The sequence below is a fragment of the Allosediminivita pacifica genome (genome assembly GCF_003054175.1).
Taxonomy (GTDB): Bacteria; Pseudomonadota; Alphaproteobacteria; order Rhodobacterales; family Rhodobacteraceae; genus Allosediminivita; species Allosediminivita pacifica.
This window is the reverse complement of record NZ_QBKN01000023.1, coordinates 30,019-46,628: the sequence shown is the minus strand read 5'-3', so window position 1 is coordinate 46,628 and position 16,610 is coordinate 30,019. Positions and strand designations below refer to the sequence as shown.

Annotated in this window: 14 protein-coding genes and 1 pseudogene; 12 read left to right on the top strand and 3 right to left on the bottom strand. The window is 63.9% G+C overall.

Annotated features, from left to right (window positions below):
- Positions 1–179: 179 nt before the first annotated feature.
- Complete coding sequence (locus tag C8N44_RS16640; RefSeq protein WP_107977907.1) at positions 180–1,097, bottom strand: LysR family transcriptional regulator; 918 nt, start codon at positions 1,095–1,097, stop codon at positions 180–182.
- A gap of 207 nt (positions 1,098–1,304) precedes the next feature.
- On the opposite strand from C8N44_RS16640, the gene C8N44_RS16635 reads away from it, so the two are divergent.
- The 5 genes from C8N44_RS16635 to C8N44_RS16615 all read left to right on the top strand — a co-directional run bounded on the left by C8N44_RS16635 (position 1,305) and on the right by C8N44_RS16615 (position 6,904).
- A complete protein-coding gene (locus C8N44_RS16635) occupies positions 1,305–2,597 on the top strand; it encodes an ABC transporter substrate-binding protein (RefSeq protein ID WP_107977906.1) in 1,293 nt (430 codons plus the stop codon).
- Between the two features lie 3 nt (positions 2,598–2,600).
- The gene (locus tag C8N44_RS16630; RefSeq protein ID WP_107977905.1) at positions 2,601–3,548 is read left to right on the top strand and encodes a carbohydrate ABC transporter permease; all 948 of its coding nucleotides are present in this window, start codon (positions 2,601–2,603) and stop codon (positions 3,546–3,548) included.
- A complete protein-coding gene (locus tag C8N44_RS16625) occupies positions 3,541–4,416 on the top strand; it encodes a carbohydrate ABC transporter permease (RefSeq protein WP_170121096.1) in 876 nt (291 codons plus the stop codon). Before C8N44_RS16630 ends, C8N44_RS16625 begins: the two co-directional genes overlap by 8 nt.
- Before the next feature lie 15 nt (positions 4,417–4,431).
- Positions 4,432–5,508 (top strand): ABC transporter ATP-binding protein, encoded by a 1,077-nt coding sequence (locus tag C8N44_RS16620; RefSeq protein ID WP_107977904.1) that lies wholly within the window; start codon positions 4,432–4,434, stop codon positions 5,506–5,508.
- 103 nt (positions 5,509–5,611) lie between these two features.
- Positions 5,612–6,904, top strand: coding sequence for a Gfo/Idh/MocA family oxidoreductase (locus C8N44_RS16615; protein ID WP_107977903.1), 1,293 nt, complete (start codon positions 5,612–5,614; stop codon positions 6,902–6,904).
- 48 nt (positions 6,905–6,952) lie between these two features.
- Here C8N44_RS16615 and C8N44_RS16610 read toward each other — a convergent pair whose 3' ends face one another.
- A complete protein-coding gene (locus C8N44_RS16610) occupies positions 6,953–7,765 on the bottom strand; it encodes a DeoR/GlpR family DNA-binding transcription regulator (RefSeq protein WP_107977902.1) in 813 nt (270 codons plus the stop codon).
- 151 nt (positions 7,766–7,916) lie between these two features.
- Here C8N44_RS16610 and phnD point away from each other — a divergent pair, with 151 nt between their 5' ends.
- From phnD to C8N44_RS16575, 7 genes are all read left to right on the top strand, one after another.
- Positions 7,917–8,900, top strand: coding sequence for a phosphate/phosphite/phosphonate ABC transporter substrate-binding protein (phnD, locus tag C8N44_RS16605; protein WP_107977901.1), 984 nt, complete (start codon positions 7,917–7,919; stop codon positions 8,898–8,900).
- A 54-nt stretch (positions 8,901–8,954) separates the two neighbouring features.
- Positions 8,955–9,731, top strand: coding sequence for a phosphonate ABC transporter ATP-binding protein (phnC, locus tag C8N44_RS16600; RefSeq protein WP_107977900.1), 777 nt, complete (start codon positions 8,955–8,957; stop codon positions 9,729–9,731).
- Positions 9,728–10,522, top strand: coding sequence for a phosphonate ABC transporter, permease protein PhnE (gene phnE, locus C8N44_RS16595; RefSeq protein WP_107977899.1), 795 nt, complete (start codon positions 9,728–9,730; stop codon positions 10,520–10,522). Before phnC ends, phnE (C8N44_RS16595) begins: the two co-directional genes overlap by 4 nt.
- Complete coding sequence (phnE, locus tag C8N44_RS16590) at positions 10,519–11,328, top strand: phosphonate ABC transporter, permease protein PhnE (RefSeq protein WP_107977898.1); 810 nt, start codon at positions 10,519–10,521, stop codon at positions 11,326–11,328. Before phnE (C8N44_RS16595) ends, phnE (C8N44_RS16590) begins: the two co-directional genes overlap by 4 nt.
- Positions 11,329–11,342: 14 nt before the next feature.
- Entirely contained in the window at positions 11,343–12,233 is an 891-nt protein-coding gene (locus tag C8N44_RS16585) for an HAD-IIA family hydrolase (protein WP_107977944.1), read from the top strand.
- Positions 12,234–12,295: 62 nt separating this feature from the next.
- Positions 12,296–12,640 carry an ATP-binding cassette domain-containing protein gene (locus C8N44_RS16580; protein WP_107977897.1) on the top strand — a complete coding sequence of 115 codons (345 nt, stop codon included), beginning with the start codon at positions 12,296–12,298 and terminating at the stop codon, positions 12,638–12,640.
- Positions 12,641–13,008: 368 nt separating this feature from the next.
- Complete coding sequence (locus C8N44_RS16575; protein ID WP_107977943.1) at positions 13,009–15,519, top strand: cation:proton antiporter; 2,511 nt, start codon at positions 13,009–13,011, stop codon at positions 15,517–15,519.
- Positions 15,520–15,653: 134 nt separating this feature from the next.
- Here C8N44_RS16575 and C8N44_RS16570 read toward each other — a convergent pair.
- Positions 15,654–16,448: pseudogene (locus C8N44_RS16570) on the bottom strand (SDR family oxidoreductase).
- Positions 16,449–16,610 lie beyond the last annotated feature (162 nt).

The window sequence follows — 16,610 nt, the reverse complement described above, 5'->3', positions numbered from 1 at the left end:
CTGCAATGATGGGCGTTCGGGCGTGGACCGGCCAGGTGCGCTACGTCCAACGGTGCGGCGCCGACCCCATCGTCCACCTCGAGAGCCCCGCGATGGGCCCCTCATCCGCGTCGACGGAAGCCCAAGCTTCACGCCCGGGCAGGAAGTCAAGGTAATCCCCAGCTTGGACGGCAAGTGAGCTACTGAGGGGGAAAGAGCTGCAACTGCTCGGCCCGGTCGAGGATGGCGCGGATGCAGGCCTGGACCTTGGGGTTAGATTGCCGTTCGGGCAGGACGTGAATGCCCATTACGGCCTTCTTGACCTCCTGGCCCGGCCGCAAGGCGACCTGGTCGACCCCCTGCGCCCCGAGGTGCTCCGCCAGAACCGTGCTGTGAATCAGGACCGCGTCCGTGGCTTGCACGAAGTCCAGACAGGCTCCGAGCGAATTCGAGGTGAAGGCGTGACCCAAGCGCGACGCGTCGTGCAGTTCGCCCCCCGAGACGAGCCGCTTCTGGCTCACGTCGAGGGGATAAGCCATTGTAGTGGGATAGGCGCGGATCTCGTCCAGGGTGCGCTCGGCCCCCAGGAGGGGGTGTCCCCGGCGGACGAAATATCCGTCGGTCGCGCGTCCGATCGGAATGAAATCGACGGCAATGCCCTCTTTCAGCTGGTCGATCTGGTGGCCGATGAACAGCGAGATGTCGCCGGCGAGGAGCTGGTCCATGCAGCGCATCATGTTGCCGATGCTGAGATTGATCGGGGCATTGGGGTGCGCTTTGAAATGATCGACGAGGTAGTCGCGAAGGATCAGGAACCAGGTGGAATAGCCGGTCCCGATGCTGATTCCTTCCTCGAGTTCAGCCTTCTGGCGCGCGATCGTGGTCAGCGCGTTCGAGTAGAGGCGGCCGATGACGACGGCGCTGTTGTAGAGCGTCTCGCCGTAGGTGGTCAGCTGCACCCCACGCGCCGAGCGATGGAAGAGCGGCACGCCGAGCGACGCCTCGAGCCGCTTGATGTTGTAGCTGAGCGTCGGCTGCGACAGGCGCAGCCTTTCCGCCCCGGCCATCACCGAGCCTTCCTCAGCAACGGCCACGAATTGCTCGATCGCCCTGTCCAAGTCCCGTCTCCTCCCATGAGACTCAAGGTATAGATGAATTCTATGGATGCGTCGATATTTTGTATTTGTTCGTATAGTTAACGCTGCCTAGGCTGGGAGTGACGGCGCTCTCGTGGCCCGTCGCCCCGGTGAGGAGGACCACCGGACAAGGAGGAGAAGGACGCTGCTGCGCCGCGCGCGGCCGCCGTCCAGTCAGGGAGGACAGACATGACTTCGACCCGTATCGACCGGCGCCGGCTTCTCGGCACCGGGCTGGCGGTGGCCGGCCTGCCATTGCTTGGGGCCCGCCGGGCCCTTGCGCAGGAGGGTGGCAACATCCGCATGATGTGGTGGGGCGGTGACGAGCGCGCGCGCCGCACGAACTCGGCCATCGACCGCTTCACGGCGGCCCATCCCGAGGTTTCGGTAGAGGCCGAGAGCATGGGCTGGGATGACTACTGGGCGCGGCTCGCGACCCAGGTGGCCGGCGGGAACGCCCCGGACTTCATTCAGATGGATTACCGCTACATGTTCGAATACGCGCGGCGCGGTGCGATCCGCCCGCTCGACGAGTTTCTCGGAGAGGAGCTCAAGATCAGCGATTTCGGGGATGTGAACCTCGACAGCTGCTCGGTGGACGGCAAGCTCTATGGCGGCAATGTCGGGGTCAACTCGTTCTCGGTCATCTTCGACAGCGCAGCATGGCAGGAAGCGGGCGTCGAGGCCCCCTCATTCGGCACCACATGGGACGGGTTCGCGGAGAAATGCGCGGCCTTCACCGAAGGAAATGTCAGCAGTCGCGTCCATGCGACCGCCGACGGCAGTGTCCAGGAGGGCCTGTTCGAGGTCTGGCTGCGCACGCGGGGCAAGGCGCTTTACGCGCCGGACGGTACGCTTGGCTATGACGCCGAGGATGCCGGCGCGTGGTTCGCGTACTGGGCCGAGATGCGCAAGGCCGGGAGCTGCGTGCCCGCGGATGTGCAGGCGCTCTACAAGAACTCGCCGGAGACGGCGCCGCTGGTGTCCGGGCGCTCCGTCACCGACTTCGCCTATTCCAACCAGTTCGCATCCTACCAGTTGCTGGTGCCGAAAGAACTGTCCGTGGTGGGGGCTCCGGTTCTCGACGGGGGCGAACCCGGTCAGTACCTCAAGCCGTCCCAGATGTTCTCGATCTCGTCGACCTCGGACGAGCCCGAGATCGCGGCGCGGATGATCAACTTCCTGATCCGCGAACCCGAAGGGGCCAAGCTTCTTGGACTGGATCGCGGCGTTCCCGCCTCGCCCGAAATCCGCGAAGCCATCATTCCCGATCTAGATGAGACCGGCCGCAAGGTCGTGGAGCTGATCTCGAACCTCTCGCCGCAGATCGGCGCGCTGCCCCCGGCACCGCCGCAGGGCGCGGGCGAGATCAACGCGGTTCAGATCCGCATCGCCCAGGAAGTCGCCTTCGAGGCGGTCTCGCCGGAAGATGGCGGCGCTAGGCTCGTCGACGAGGCCGCGGCGATCCTAGAGCGGGCCTGAGCCATGTCCGCATACGACGCCATCGAGGGCGGCAAGTCCGCCGCGCGTCCCGAAACCTCTGGATGGCTCGCGAGAGCCATCCACCGCAACGGCGCGGGATACCTCTTTCTTGCCCCGTGGCTCATCGGTTTCTTCTGCCTGACGCTCGGGCCTGCGCTGGTCTCGCTCTATCTCTCGTTCACCGACTTCGACCTGCTGACGTCCCCTGAATTTGTCGGGGCGCAGAACTACGTCCGAATGGTCACCGCAGACGCGAAATTCGCCGCGGCGATCAGGGTCACTCTGGTCTACGTGGCGCTCTCGGTGCCACTCAAGCTGGCCTTCGCGCTGGCCATCGCCATGGTTCTGAACCGCGGCATGCGTGCGCTGCCCGCGTACCGGGCGATCTTCTACCTGCCGTCGCTTTTGGGCACCTCGGTCGCGATCGCGGTCCTCTGGCGGCAGCTTTTCGCGGCGGACGGGTTCGTGAACAGCCTTCTGGCCACGGTCGGCATCGAGGGGCCGAGCTGGATCTCCAACCCCAACTACTCGCTCTACACGCTGGTGGTGCTTTCGGTCTGGCAGTTCGGTTCGCCGATGATCATCTTCCTTGCGGGTCTGCGCCAGATCCCGGCCGACATGTACGAGGCCGCGAGCCTCGACGGGGCCTCGTCCCGGCGGCAGTTCCTGCGGATCACGCTGCCGTTGTTGTCGCCGGTCATCTTCTTCAACGTGGTGATCCAGACCATCGAGGCGTTCAAGGCCTTCACGCCGGCCTTCATCATCTCGGGCGGATCGGGCGGACCCATCAATTCGACGCTCTTCTACACGCTTTACCTTTACCAGGAAGCGTTCAGCTACTTCCGGATGGGTTATGCCTCGGCGCTGGCCTGGGTGCTGGTGATCATCATCGCGATCTTCACCGCCTTTTCCTTCCTGACCACGAAATACTGGGTGCATTACGATGACTGATGCGGTCAACGACATGCCGGGCCGTGGTTCGGCCTATCCCCGGCTGAACAGCACGTTGCGCCACGCGCTTCTGATCGCGGTCTGCATCGTGATGATCTACCCGATCCTCTGGATGCTATCGGGATCGCTGCGTCCCGCTTCCGAGCTGTTCGGCGGCGAGGCCGGTCTGATCCCCTCGCAGGTGACCCTGAGCGCCTATCCCGACGGATGGTTCGGGCTTCAGGTCACGTTCGGGCGCTTCTTTGCCAACTCGCTGATCATTTCGGTTCTAGCCACGATCGGCAACGTGCTTGCCGCCTCGCTGGTCGCCTATGCCTTTGCCCGACTGCGGTTTGCCGGGCAAAACTTCTGGTTCGCGCTGATGCTGGGCACGCTGATGCTGCCCTATCACGTCACGCTGATCCCGCAATACGTGCTCTTTCGCGAGCTCGGCTGGGTGAACACCTGGCTGCCACTGATCGTGCCCAAGTACTTTGCCGTGGATGCGTTCTTCATCTTCCTGATGGTGCAGTTCTTCCGTGGCATCCCGCGCGAGCTGGACGAGGCGGCACGCATGGACGGCTGCAGCGCCTGGCGGATCTACCGCAAGATCATATTGCCGCTGTCGATGCCGGTGCTGGCGACCGCCGCGATCTTCTCGTTCATCTGGACCTGGGAAGATTTCTTCGGGCCGCTCATCTACATCAGCGAGATGGAGAACTACACGGTCCAGCTTGGCCTGCGGTCCTTCATCGACTCGAGCGGTACCTCGAGCTGGAACGAGCTCTTCGCGATGTCGATCCTGTCGCTCGTCCCGATCTTCCTGATCTTCCTCTTCTTCCAACGGCTGCTCATCGAGGGCATCGCCACAACCGGCATGAAACGCTGAGAACCGGACAGACGCATGGCAACTACTATCCAACTCAACAGCGTCGAGAAGCGTTACGGCGCGCACGACGTGATCCGGGGCATCGACCTCGACATCAAGCCCGGCGCCTTCACGGTCTTCGTGGGTCCTTCGGGCTGCGGCAAGTCCACGCTGCTGCGGATGATCGCCGGGCTCGAGAGCATTTCGGGAGGCGACCTGATGATCGACGGTGCGCGCATGAACGATGTGGCGGCGGCTCGGCGCGGTATCGCGATGGTCTTCCAGTCCTACGCGCTCTACCCGCACATGAGCGTCTACAAGAACCTGGCCTTCGGGCTGGAGACCGCGGGCTACAAGCGCAAGGAAATCCAGCAGCGCGTCAATGACGCGGCCGCCACCCTGCAGATCACCGACTACCTCCATCGCAAGCCCAAGGCGCTTTCGGGTGGCCAGCGCCAGCGCGTGGCCATCGGTCGTTCCATCGTGCGGGACCCGAAGATCTTCCTCTTCGACGAGCCGCTTTCGAACCTCGATGCGGAGCTGCGTGTGCAGATGCGCGTCGAGATCACGAAGCTGCACGAGCGGCTGGGCAACACGATGATCTACGTCACCCACGACCAGGTCGAGGCCATGACCATGGCCGACCAGATCGTCGTGCTGCGCGGCGGGAAGGTAATGCAGGCCGGCTCGCCGCTGGAACTCTACAATGAGCCGGCCAACCAGTTCGTCGCGGGGTTCCTTGGATCGCCGAAGATGAACTTTGCACCGGTCAGGGTCGCGGATGGCGGGGCTGTCACACTCGACCGGCATCGGATCGAGGTGAACCGACCGCTCCAGGTCGCGCCGGGTGAGGACCTGACGCTCGGCATCCGGCCCGAACACATCGGTATCGGGGAGGGGCCGGGACAGACCCTTGGCGAGGCGCAGGTCGACCTGGTCGAACACCTTGGCGGCAGCACGGTGTTGCACGTTCGCCCGCAGTTTGGCCACGAACCGCTCACGGTCGTGCTTCCCGGGCAGCACACCTGTCGCACCGGGGACGTCGTTACGCTGCGGATCGACCCCGCTGATTGCCATTTCTTCGACGGGGAGGGCCGCGCGATCCGCGGCTGAAGCGGTTCCGAAATTCCAAGTGTCAGGCCGGATCCCAGCAGGTTCCGGGCAGATCAACTCGTCCCGTCGAACCGGCGCGGACCGAAGATAGCAGGAGACTGAAATGCGCAAGAAATACGCGCTCGTGGGGACCGGTTCGCGGTGCCGGATGTTCTACGAGGCCATTGCCAAGGACTACAGCGACAGCGCTGAGCTGGTCGCGCTGTGCGACACCAACCAGACCCGCATGACCTACACCAACAAGGTTCTGGAAGAAGAGTTCGGACTGAGCCGGCTGCCCACCTACAAGGCAGAGGACTTCCAGAGGATGCTCGACGAGACCGGGGCGGAGACTGTCATCGTCACGTCGATCGATCGAACCCACCACAGCTATATCATCGCCGCGCTTGAGGCCGGGCGCGATGTGATCACCGAAAAGCCGATGACCACCGATGCTGACAAGTGTCAGCAGATCCTAGATGCGGTGGAGCGGACGGGACGCGACGTACGTGTGACCTTCAACTACCGCTACGCGCCGCACAACTCCGCCGTGCATGAACTCATTTCCGCAGGCGAGATTGGCGAGGTCTTCTCGGTGCATTTCGAGTGGCTGCTGGATACCAAGCACGGCGCCGACTACTTCCGTCGCTGGCATCGCGACAAGCGCAACAGCGGGGGGCTGATGGTGCACAAGTCGACCCACCATTTCGACCTGGTGAACTTCTGGCTGGGCAGCCGGCCGGAAACGGTCTTCGGGATGGGGGATTTGCGCTTCTACGGCCGTGCCAACGCCGAGGAACGGGGGCTTTTCACGCCCTACACCCGAACCACGGGGGCGGAGGCCGCGAAGAATGATCCCTTCGCCCTGGACCTGACCGAGAGTCCTGTCCAGAAGGCGCTTTACTGGGACGCCGAACACGAGGACGGCTACCAGCGGGACCAGAACGTCTTTGGCGACGGGATCAGCATCGAGGACACAATGCAGGTCATGGTGCGCTACAGGAACCGCGCGGTGCTGACCTACTCGCTCAACGCCTACGCGCCCTGGGAGGGATTCAATGTCAGCTTCAACGGGTCCGGCGGGCGCATCGAACTGATGGTGCGTGAAACCTCCTACATCAACGGTGGCGGCGACAAGGATGACGAGGGAGCAGCCGAAGGCATCCAGCTTTATCATTTCCCGCTGCACGGGACGCCGCGTGTCGTGCCGGTTGACACGGTGGAAGGCGGCCACGGTGGTGGAGATAACCGCATGCTGGCGGACATATTCGGGCACTCGAACTCGGGCGAAGCCTACGCGGCCAGTCACCGCGACGGTGCCATGTCGATCCTGACCGGCATTGCGGCAAACCGGTCCTTCCAGACCGGGCTCCCGGTGGAGGTGGATGGTCTGGTCAAGCTCGCACACCCGGATTGATGAGGCGCCGATAGTGGATGGCCCAGAGACGGGTCATCCAAGCCTTACCTAGTGCGTGCCGTCGGGCAGGGGCCGATCGGACGGCACGAGAACCCGCGTTTCGGCCCCGAGCGCGCGGGCCAGAGCGCCCGTCGGCGCTGAGTCGGTCACCAGGGCGCCGATCTCGTCGCAACGCGCGACGCGTGACAGATAGGTGCGACCGAACTTGCTACTGTCGATGAGAAAGTGGCGCATTGTGCTCTGGCGCATCATGGCGCGCTTGATCGCGTCGAAGCCTTCGACGGCTTCGGTGGCGCCGGCCTCGTCCAGGCCTGCGGCTCCGAGAAAGCAGGCGTCCACGTTATAGCCCGAGAGATACTCGCAAGCCTCGGGCCCAACGGTCGCGGCCTCCTCCCGAATGTAGGTGCCGGGGGCGAGCAGGACGCGTGCGACGGGGCTCTGGCCCAGCATCATGGCGACCTGGAGCGAGTTGGTGATTGCGGTGACACGACGTTCGGCGAAGGCGAGCGCGCGGGCCAGTTCCATCGTCGTGGTGCCGGAGTCGATCATGATCGTGGCCCCGTCCGTGATCAAGCTCGCGGCAAAACGGCCGAGTCGTTCGCGTTCCGCGACGCGTTCAAGCCGACGCTCGTCCATGTCGCGGTGCACGCCCGGCGCGGCGGGCGAGGCACCGCCGTGGGCCCGCCGCAGCAGTCCCTCGCGGCTCAGTTGCTCCATGTCGCGGCGGATGGTTTCGGTGGTCACACTGAACTGGGAAGCAAGCTCGCTCACCCGGACATGGGGCTTCAGCCGGAGCTCGAGCAGGATCTGCTGCCGGCGTTCCGCTTTCTTCAGTCGCTTGGGGTGCAGCGCCTCAACCATGATCCTTGCTTCGCATCTGATACCGGTCGAAGGATATCGGCAAATCGCAGATTTCGGAACCAATTATGTTGCATATCGCAGAATTTGGTGCTGTCATTCTTGCAATGCGTCGTGGAGGCGGCGCGAGGACTGACATGGGAGGAGACCAAAGATGCCCAAGGACATGATCTTCGGGGCGACGGCGCTTGCCGCGCTCATGCTGACGGCCGGCGCGTCATTCGCGCAGGGGGAATGCGAGAACCGCGGCGCGCTCGACGCGCAGTATTGCGACGCCGACGGTGATCTCGTCGCCGACGCACCGGAGGACGAGGGCGAACTGCGCAATCCTGAGACGCTTGTCTTTGCCTACACGCCGGTCGAGGACCCGGCGATCTATGAGGATATCTGGACGCCCTTCATCGACCACCTTGAAGAGGCCACGGGCAAGGACGTGCAGTTCTTTGCCGTTCAATCGAACTCGGCCGAGGTCGAGGCGATGCGCTCCGGGCGTCTGCACATTGCGGGTTTTTCGACGGGGCCAACACCCTTCGCGGTGAACCTCGCGGGCGCGGTGCCGTTTGCGATCATGGGCGCGGATGACGGGCGCTTCGGCTACACTCTGCAGGTCTACACGCAGGTAGACAGCGATATCCAGGAAATGCCGGATCTCGCGGGCAAGCGCATCGCGCATACTTCGCCAACTTCGAACTCCGGCAACCAGGCGCCGCGCGCCTTGTTCCCCGATCTCGGCGTCGTGCCGGGCGAAGATTACGAAGTGAACTACTCGGGCAGCCACGACCAATCGATGCTGGGTGTCGTGGCCGGTGACTACGACGCGGCGCCTGTCGCCTCCGAGGTGGTCGAGCGCATGGCCGAACGCGGCCTATACGACCCCGAGGAGGTTCGGATCGTGTGGGAGAGCGACCCGTTCCCGACCACCTCTTATGCCTACGCGCACGATCTCGCGCCCGAGCTTAAGGAGAGCATCGAGGAAGCCTTCTTCAGCTTTGACTTCGAGGGTACGGCCCTCGGCGAAGAGTTCACCGGCGTCTCCAAGTTCGTTCCCATCACCTACGAGGAGCAGTGGGCGGTGATCCGGCAGATCCAGAGCGCGAACGGTGTGCAGTACACGCCCGAGGGACTCGCCGCGGAGTAATTGGCTTGGCACGGACTGGCGCCACGGGGCGCCGGTCCGGCAGAGGAGCATCTCATGCTGAAGATAACCGGCCTCGTCAAACGCTACGGCGGCGGCGACGCGGTCCTGAAGAACCTCGACCTGACGATCGAGGGTGAAAGCGTCGTTTCGATCATCGGCTCGTCAGGGGCGGGCAAATCGACTCTCCTGCGGTGCATCAACCGGCTGGTGGAACCGACTTCGGGCTCGATCGAGCTCAACGGCATCGAGCTGACCAGACTGCGCGGCCGTAACCTGCGTGCGGCCCGGCGCAAGATCGGCATGGTCTTCCAAGGCTTCAACCTCGTCGACCGGCTGACCGTGATGGAGAACGTGCAGTCCGGACGCCTCGGATACATCTCAACCTGGGCGGCGATCATGCGCCGCTACCCCAAGGAGGATATCCGTCGCGCCTACGAGCTGATGGAACGGGTCGGCATCGCTCATTACGCCAATACGCGCGCTGACCAGCTGTCGGGTGGCGAGCGTCAACGCGTCGGCGTGGTTCGTGCGCTTATGCAGAACCCCGAGATCCTGCTGGCGGACGAACCTACCGCTTCGCTCGATCCCAAAACATCGGAGCAGATCATGGGGCTGCTGCGCGACCTCGCTGGGGAGCTGAAGCTGCCCGTGCTCATCAACATCCATAACGTGGCCGAGGCAAAGGAATACACCGACCGGATCGTGGGGATGCGCTATGGCCGCATCATCTTCGACGACAAGCCGACGAGCCTCGACCAAGAGGCGATGGACCATATCTACTCGGGAAGCCCGCACGCAGATCGGAGCGAAGACCTGAGGAAGGCGTCATGAGCGAGACGCCCTATACCTGGCGCAAACCGCCCTTCATCGGGAACCCGGGGATCCGCTGGGCGGTCTACCTCGGTGTGCTGGCCTATTTCCTCTGGGTGGGCGCGACCATGCCAATCGACTGGGGTCGCGTCGCCGACGGGTTCGGCCGCGCGCAGCGCATCTTCGGCGGGGCTTTTCCCCCGAGCTTCGAGCGCAGCGGGCTGCTTATCGATGGTTTCCTCGAGAGCCTGAAGATCGCCATCCTCGCCACCGCCGGCGGCGTGTTGCTGTCGATCCCGATCTCCTTCATGGCGGCGCGGAACGTGGCGCCGCTACCGATCTACTACTTGGGGCGTTTCGTCATCATCGTGGCGCGCAGCTTCCATCCGGTGATCGTCGCGATCATCTTCGTCAAGGCGGTGGGGTTCGGCCCATTCGCGGGCGTTCTGACGCTGATTGTCTATTCCATCGGCTTTGTCGCCAAGATGTTGGCCGAGCGGATCGAGGAGATCGACTTCGGCCAGGTCGAGGCAATGCGCGCCGCCGGCGCTCCATTCTTTTCTACTGTGGTCTACGCCATCTTCCCGCAGATCATGCCGCGCCAGATCGGTCTGACCATCTACCAGCTCGACAGCAATTTGCGGGCCTCGGCCGTGGTCGGCATCGTGGGGGCTGGTGGTATCGGCGCGACGCTCGCCAATGCCTTCGGCCGTTACGACTATGACTTTGCCTTGGCCATCACCATCGTGATCGTCGGTGTCATCCTGATCTCGGAAGGGATCAGCGGACAGATCAGGAAGCGAATCGGATGAGCAGTATTTCCGAACAGTTCGGCCGCGAGGACTGGAGCCGCTTCACGCCGAAACAAAAATGGCAGCGTTTCGCGATCTTCGCGATCTGTGGCGGGGCCATCGCCTGGTCGATCACCTCGATCGAGGTGATCTGGGCCTGGGTCTGGGATGCACCCAGTCAGATGGGCGACCTTTTCGAGCGGATGTATCCGCCCGACGCAACCAACCTCGCCACGATCCTCCGGGTGTTGTGGGAAACGGTGAACATTGCCACCTTCGCCACCGCCTTTGCCGTTCTGATGTCCCTGCCTGTGGCCTATCTCGCCGCGCAGAACACCACGCCCAACCGGGCGACGCTCTGGCTGGGGCGACTGATCCTCGTCACATCGCGGTCGGTCAACACGATCATCTGGGCACTCCTGTTCGTCGCGATCTTCGGCCCCGGCGTGGTTGCGGGCATCATCGCGATCATGTTCCGCTCCATCGGCTTTATTGGCAAGTTGCTGGGTGAGGCCATCGAAGAGATCGACAAGCGCCCGGTCGAGGCGCTCGAGGCCACCGGCGCATCGCGCTTCAAGGTCATCGCGTACGCCATCGTGCCGCAGGTCATGCCGACCTTCTGGGCCGTCGCGATCCTGCGCTGGGACATCAACCTGCGGGAGTCCACTGTTCTGGGCCTCGTGGGTGCGGGCGGCATCGGTATCATCCTCCAGGGCGCTATCGACACTTTCAACTGGCCCGAGGCGGCGACGGTCCTTCTTGCGATACTCGTGCTGGTCATCCTGGGCGAGGTGGTCTCGGCCTTCCTGAGGCGTCGCATTCTGTGAGCGTGCTGACAACGATGGACCCGGTCCGCGCCTTCGAGGCCTATCTCGAGGTCCGCCCGCGGCTCCCCGATGCAGTGTTCCCCGCAGGCTGGCAAGCGGCCCGGAACCTCGGCGATGTCGCCGACGGCTTCGACCTGATCCTGCTAGATGCCTACGGGGTGCTGAATGTTGGTGAATCGCCGATTCAGGGTGCGGCGGGGCGCATTTCGGCACTCAGAGCGCTGGGAAAGGCGGTGATGGTCGTCTCGAACTCGGCCGGGTATCCTAAGCGGCGGATGATGCAGCGCTATGCCCGGCTTGGGTTCGACTTCACGCCGGAGGAGGTTGTCACCAGCCGCGAAGCGCTGCTCGAGCAGCTCGCTTATCAGCCGTGGCGGAGTTGGGGCGTGATGTTGACACCCGATCCGTATGACGAGGAGCTGAATAGCTTCGACTTCACATGGCTTGGCGACGCTAGGGAAGCATATGACCGGGCCGAGGGGTTCCTCCTTATCGGTTCGGACGGGTGGACCGAAACCCGGCAAGTCCTATTGGAGGCTTCGCTTCGGGATCGCCCGCGTCCGGTACTGGTCGGCAACCCGGACCTCGTGGCGCCGCGTGAGGACGGGCTGTCGCAGGAACCGGGCCATTTCGCCCATCGCCTTTTCGACAAGGCTGATGTGAGGCCGCGGTTCTTCGGCAAGCCGTTCCGCGGGATCTACGAGCTTGCCCTGGGGCGGCACCAAGTGGATCCAGCGCGGGTGCTGATGGTGGGCGATACACTTCACACCGATATCCTCGGAGGACGGCACATGGGCTTTGCTACGGCGCTCGTGACCGGCCATGGTGCTCTCGCGGGCCTCAATGTCGAGGAAGCGATCACACGTTCGGGAATCGTTCCAGACTATGTCGTTCCGCACATATGACCCCGCCGCGGGCTGAGCGGCCGTTGCGGGTGCGGTCCAGCCGTAGACCGACCTGCCAGAGGATGCTGTCCTTCAACGACGAAATCGACCACCCGATCGAGGTGCTGGATCTGCTCACCGACCTCAACCGCGAACACGGCACGAGGGTGGTGATGGTGCTGCATGATTTGAACCTCGCTGCACGGTATGTGGACAGAATCGTCGCCTTGGCGACGGACAAGATCCACGCGGCGGGTACCCAGGGGGACATTCTCACTGAAGAGACAGTGGCGGAGGTGTTCAGTCTTCGTACGCGTATCATCAGGGACCCGGTATCCGATACGCCGATGATGATCCCGATCGGTCGCCATAACCGCGCGGAGAGAGATGGCGGGCATGCCCGCAGCGCCGGGGCCGGAACTGATTGATCGGTACCTTGCCGGAGGCACGGAGGCCCCTCGGTTTTTGTTCCTGCCCTGGCAGGTGCGAACGGCGCACCGGGTAAGCGTCACAGCCGCGACCGACCCGCAGGGACCTCTGAGACTTCTCACGAATGTTCGGCGCGTGTCGTCGCAACGAGCCTTTATCTCGGGCAACTGTCCTTTGGTTGCGTTTGCCCGGACCGGTTTCGTCGCAGCTGCAAGGTCTTGGCTTTCAAGAGCGGCTGCCGGTTAGGAAGCCTCGAACCTCGCCAAACTGACGGATGTCGAGCCACCGGGTGAAGCGGATATTCGCTTTTGGGGCGCCAGCCGCAAAAGACCGGTGCGTGTCTGGATTCTTCTGCTATTTCCGTAGCATGGACATTATCCTGGTCACCACCGTCGTCGCTTCCCTGTTTCTCGTAATCGGCGTGGCCGAGCCTTTCGCCGCGCGTCTGCGTCTGCCCTACAGCGTGATCCTCGCGGTGTTCGGCACGCTGATCGGGGCCGGGGCGACGTTCCTGCTGCGAACGGAACTGACGGATGCGCTCAATCCCGTCGCCGAGGCGATTGTGGAACTGCCGATCAGGTCCAATGTCTTCCTTTATGTCTTCCTGCCGACGCTGCTGTTTCAGGCAACGCTCGGCATGAACCTGCGGCGGATGCTGGATGACTGGGTGCCGATTCTGGTGCTGGCTGTGGTGGCCGTTGTCGTGGCGACGCTCAGCGTCGGCTACGCGCTTGCGTGGGTCAGCCCGCTGCCGCTGGTGGCCTGTCTGTTGATCGGGGCCATTGTATCGACAACCGACCCTTCGGCCGTGGTCTCGATCTTCCGGTCGATCTCTGCCCCGCGGCGGCTCGCGCGTATCATCGAGGGCGAGAGCCTGCTGAACGACGCCGCGGCGATCGCGCTGTTCGGCCTGTTCATGGGCTTCGTGATGCTCGGCATACCTGACCCCGAACTTAGCGAGGCGCTGGTCCGCTTTCCGGTGCTGATCGCCGGGGGCGCGCTGACGGGCTGGGTCGCGGCGCGCATCGCAGTCTGGATGATGACGCTCGTCAGCCGGCACGAGCTGGCCCAGGTCTCGATCTCGGTGGCGTTGCCTTACCTTGCCTACATCGTGGCCGAACGCGGTGTTGGCGCTTCAGGCGTGATCGCGGTCGTCTCGGCGGGATTGACGCTTAACCTGACCGCGCCCAGCCGCCTGCCGCCGCAATCCTGGGCCAAGCTGCGCGAAATCTGGGAAGTCCTCGCCCACTGGGCGGGGGCGCTGATCTTTATTCTAGCCGCCCTGCTGATCCCCAAGCTTCTGTCTGAGACACGTCTCGCCGATTTCCTTCTGGTGGGCGTGGTGATCCTTGCGGCAGTCGTCGCGCGGGCGGTGATCGTCTTCGGACTGATGCCTGTCTTGACGCTGCTCAGACTGTCGCCTTCGGTGGAGCGGCCTTTCCGGGTCGCGATCCTCTGGGGCGGGCTGCGCGGTGCGGTGACACTCGCGTTGGCGCTGGCCGTGACCGAGAGCGTCCGAGTTCCCGATGACATCCAGCGGTTGGTCGGCATCTTGGCGACGGGGTTCACCCTGTTCACGCTTCTGGTGCAGGGCACGACACTGCGCTGGGTGATCAAACGGCTGGGGCTCGACCGGTTGTCGCCTATCGACCTGGCGCTTTCGAGGCAGGTGGTCGCCGTCGCGCTCCAGACCGTGCGCGAGGACGTGAAGCGGACGACGGAGAACTACGAACTCAACCACGAGATCGTCCGGTCCGAGGCCAAGCGCTTTGGCGAGCGGCTGGACAGCGTGGTGAGCGAGGCGGAAGACGCGAAGATCCTGGACCGTGATCGCATCGCGCTGGGCCTGATCGCCTTGGCCGGGCACGAACGCGAGACGATCCTCGAGCGTGTGCGGGAGCGGACGATTTCGGCGCGCATGGCCGAGCGCGTCATCTCGGATGCCGACAGGCTGATTGAGGGCGCGCGGTCGCAGGGGCGCAACGGCTACCAGCGCGCGGCCCGGCGCAGTGTCGCCTACAATCGGGCGTTCCGCGCCGCGGTGCAGCTGCACAGCCGCTTCGGACAGTCCCGGCCGCTTGCCCGCCTGACGGCGGACCGGTTCGAGTTGCTGCTGTCGAAGCGACTGATCCTGCGCGACATGGGGGCCTTTATCGATGGGCGCATCCGACGGATCCACGGACGCCGGGTGGCCGAGCTTCTTCACGAGCTTCTCTCAAGGAGAGTCGAGGCAATCGAAACGGCGCTGCAGGGGCTGAGGCTTCAGTATCCCGGCTACGCGGAAGAACTGGAGCGGCGCTTCATTCGCCGAACGGCGCTTCGGATGGAAGAGCGGGAATATGTCGCCATGCGCGAGGACGGCCTGATCGGGGCCGAGGTCCATACTGCGCTGATGCAGGAACTGGCGACGCGTCGGGCCGCCATGGAGGAACGCGCGCACCTCGACGTGGCGGTGCAACGAACCGCCTTTCTGCGGCAGTTCTCGCTGTTTGCCGATCTCGATGACGGGGCTTTGCGACGGCTTGGCCGGTCCTTGAAGACCAGATACGTTGACGCGGGCGAGACGATCCTGCGAAAGGACAGCACCGCCAGAAGCGTGTTCCTCATTGCGTCTGGCGCCGTCGAACTGGAAAGCGCCGGTCAGAGCTGGCGTCTGGGACGCGGGGAAATGTTCGGGCAGATGGCCATCCTGATGGAGCGTGCACGTCGCGCGAATGTCCGTGCCATCGCGCCCACGACACTGCTGATCCTCGACGAGGAGCGTTTCAGGCGGCTGCTCAAGCGCAGCGCCGCCCTGCGCTCGGCCGTGCGGGCCAGTGCCGAAAAGCGTGGAATTGATCCGTCGGAGTTGATTCCGGACAAAGAGCGTGTCGCCTGATGCCCTGCGTTGCCTTGGGAGAGCCGTAGGGATAGGACTTTGTCGCGATGCGCGGCGGCGCAGGACGCCACCGCTGATGTCGGGGGGCGGGACGCCTGAGCGCGCAGGTTTGCGGGGCCTTGCCTTGATCCGGGCTATCCGTTGGTGATCATCCCGCCGTTCACGTGGATGGTCTGTCCGGTGATGAAGCTGCTGTCCTGGCAGGCAAGGAAGACGTAGGCCGGACCCAACTCCCGCGGTTGGCCCATGCGGCCCATCGGCGAGGCCATGTTCTTCAGCATTTCCTCGTCGTAGTCCTTGAAGATCAGCTGGATTTCGGTCGAGATCGGACCGGGGGCCACCTGGTTCACACGAATGCCGCGGTCGAGGAGTTCAAGCGCAAGGGCGCGGGTATATCCCACTATGGCCCCCTTGGTGGCGGTGTAGGGCACCAGCGCGTCGTTGCCGAGGTAGGCGTTGACCGAGGTCGTGTTGATGATGCATCCGCCTTCGCCCATGTGCTCAAGTGCGGCGCGCGTGGTGTAGAAAATGCCGTTCATGTTGACATCGAAGTGCTTCTGCCAGTCGGCGTCGCTGATGTCGGCCTGGCTTGCATAGGCTTCCTGCAGGCCGGCGTTGTTCACCAGCACGTCGATGCCGCCTCACGCGGTGACCACTGCCTCGACACTTTCGGCGCAGCTTTCGCTGCTGCCGGTGTCGCCCTGCAGAACGAGCGCTTCGGCGCCTTCGGCCTCGATCCCCTCGCGCGTTTCCCGGGCACTGTCCTCGTCCGTGTGGTAGAGGATCGCCACCTTTGCGCCTTCGCGTGCCATGTGCAGCGCGACGGCCCGTCCGATGCCACTGTCGCCGCCGGTGATCAGGACGCGCCTGCCCCTGAGCTTGTCCGCGCCCCTGTAGGCGTCGGTAATGTACTCGGCGGGCGGAAGCATGGCGTCGAGATGGTCCTTCATCGGAAGATCCTTTCAGCGAAATGCGGCGAGTGCCGCTGTCGTGTCGGCTTTCGGTGGGGCGTTTGCTGCGCTTTGCGCTTGCCTTTTGCTCAACGACACGTCCCGTGGAGAGTTCCTTGGGCCGGAGTTGCCCTACCGGCG

Bases quoted from the DNA above. Each gene is read 5' to 3' on its own strand.
- C8N44_RS16615 (WP_107977903.1), top strand. From the start codon at position 5,612: ATGCGCAAGAAATACGCGCTCGTGGGGACCGGTTCGCGGTGCCGGATG.
- C8N44_RS16575 (WP_107977943.1), top strand. From the start codon at position 13,009: ATGGACATTATCCTGGTCACCACCGTCGTCGCTTCCCTGTTTCTCGTA.
- phnC (WP_107977900.1), top strand. From the start codon at position 8,955: ATGCTGAAGATAACCGGCCTCGTCAAACGCTACGGCGGCGGCGACGCG.
- C8N44_RS16625 (WP_170121096.1), top strand. From the start codon at position 3,541: ATGACTGATGCGGTCAACGACATGCCGGGCCGTGGTTCGGCCTATCCC.
- phnD (WP_107977901.1), top strand. From the start codon at position 7,917: ATGCCCAAGGACATGATCTTCGGGGCGACGGCGCTTGCCGCGCTCATG.
- phnE (WP_107977899.1), top strand. From the start codon at position 9,728: ATGAGCGAGACGCCCTATACCTGGCGCAAACCGCCCTTCATCGGGAAC.
- C8N44_RS16585 (WP_107977944.1), top strand. From the start codon at position 11,343: ATGGACCCGGTCCGCGCCTTCGAGGCCTATCTCGAGGTCCGCCCGCGG.
- C8N44_RS16610 (WP_107977902.1), bottom strand. From the start codon at position 7,765: ATGGTTGAGGCGCTGCACCCCAAGCGACTGAAGAAAGCGGAACGCCGG.
- C8N44_RS16635 (WP_107977906.1), top strand. From the start codon at position 1,305: ATGACTTCGACCCGTATCGACCGGCGCCGGCTTCTCGGCACCGGGCTG.
- C8N44_RS16630 (WP_107977905.1), top strand. From the start codon at position 2,601: ATGTCCGCATACGACGCCATCGAGGGCGGCAAGTCCGCCGCGCGTCCC.
- phnE (WP_107977898.1), top strand. From the start codon at position 10,519: ATGAGCAGTATTTCCGAACAGTTCGGCCGCGAGGACTGGAGCCGCTTC.
- C8N44_RS16620 (WP_107977904.1), top strand. From the start codon at position 4,432: ATGGCAACTACTATCCAACTCAACAGCGTCGAGAAGCGTTACGGCGCG.
- C8N44_RS16580 (WP_107977897.1), top strand. From the start codon at position 12,296: ATGCTGTCCTTCAACGACGAAATCGACCACCCGATCGAGGTGCTGGAT.